Source organism: Bradyrhizobium sp. MI1.11 (genome assembly GCF_055811255.1).
This window is the reverse complement of record NZ_JBVVPM010000166.1, coordinates 1-1,522: the sequence shown is the minus strand read 5'-3', so window position 1 is coordinate 1,522 and position 1,522 is coordinate 1. Positions and strand designations below refer to the sequence as shown.

General features: G+C 67.2%; 2 protein-coding genes. Both read left to right on the top strand.

The genetic code is table 11. The annotated features are described in order from the left end of the window. On the top strand, positions 1 to 1,065 hold a 1,065-nt coding region (locus AC0L30_RS42890), incomplete at its 5' end, for an SRPBCC family protein (RefSeq protein WP_473406779.1). Beyond that, on the top strand, positions 1,062 to 1,522 hold a 461-nt coding region (locus tag AC0L30_RS42885; protein ID WP_473406778.1), incomplete at its 3' end, for an FAD binding domain-containing protein. The genes AC0L30_RS42890 and AC0L30_RS42885, both read left to right, overlap by 4 nt.

Here is a 1,522-nt window from a genome sequence, read left to right as displayed (position 1 = left end):
CCGGAACTGACTCCGCCGGACGAGGACGACCGCATCAACTCCTCGCTCTGCCACGGTTTCATCTTCGATTTCTGCGGTGTCGAAATCGATCGCACCACGCTGGAGACGCGGATCGACCGTTACGTCACCATGCACGACTGCGGCACGATTTTACATCCCGGAATGGTCGATGGCCAGATCCGTGGCGGTTTTGCCCAGGCGCTCGGCGCCGCGCTTTACGAGGAATATGCCTACGCCGAGGACGGCAGCTTTCTGACGGGAACGCTCGCCGACTATCTGCTGCCGACCGCGACCGAGGTGCCGGAGCCTGAGATCATCCACATGGAGACGCCGTCGCCGTTCACGCCGCTTGGCGCAAAAGGCGTCGGTGAAGGCAATTGCATGTCGACTCCGGTTTGCATCGCCAACGCGGTCGCGGATGCGCTTGGCATTGCCGACATCACGCTGCCGCTGGTGCCGGCACGGCTCGCCGAGATGGTGCGTGGCGCCGAGCCGCCGCCTCCGGCAGGCGGCGCGACCGCGGCGCCTGTGCGCGAAGGCGACCGGCGGCTACGCGGCGAGGGGCAGGCCTCGGTGAAGGGCGCGCCCGAGCAGGTCTGGGCCATGCTGCTTGATCCGAACACGTTGCATTCCGTCATTCCCGGCTGCCAGCGCGTCGACAAGGTCACCGACACGCATTTCCGTGCCGACGTCACGCTCGGCATCGGCCCCGTCAGTGGGCGCTATCGCGCTGACGTCGATTTGTTCGATCTCGATCCGCCGCGCGCGGTGACCCTGCGCGGTGGGGCCACAGGTGCACTTGGCTTTGGCAACGCCGAGGGACGCATCACGCTTGCGCCCGATGGCAAGGGCGGGACAAAGCTGACCTACAGCTATGACGCCGCGATCGGCGGCAAGGTCGCCAGCATCGGCGGGCGCCTGCTCGATGGTGCGACACGCGTGATCATTGGCCAGTTCTTCACCGCGCTCGCCCGCAAGGCCGGTGGCGGCGGCGCATCGGGCGGCGGCTTCTCGCTGTTCGCGCTGCTGGCAAAGCTCGCGAGCCTGTTCGGGGGACGCCGATGAAGCCGCCCGCTTTCGACTATGTCCGCGCCGAGACAGTTGGCGACGTCCTCGATGGGCTCGCGCAGGAGGCCGGCAATGCGCGCGTGCTCGCCGGCGGCCAATCGCTGATGGCGATGCTGAACATGCGCCTTGCCAAGCCAAAACTCCTGATCGACATCATGCGTCTCAAGGAGCTTCGCAGGATCGAACGGCAGAAGGACGCCGTCGTGATTGGGGCCGGGGTGCGCCAGGCCGATCTGCTGGCCTGGCCGGATCTGGCCGAGGTGCTGCCGCTGGTGGCGATGGCGCTGCCCTGGGTCGGGCACATGCAAACCCGCAGCCGCGGCACCATCTGCGGCTCGCTCGCGCACGCCGATCCAAGTGCTGAGATGCCGCTCACCCTGGTCGCGCTCGGTGGTGAGGTGCATCTGCGTAGCGCAAAGCGGCGGCGCCGGGTGGCGGCAAAAGACTTCTTCGC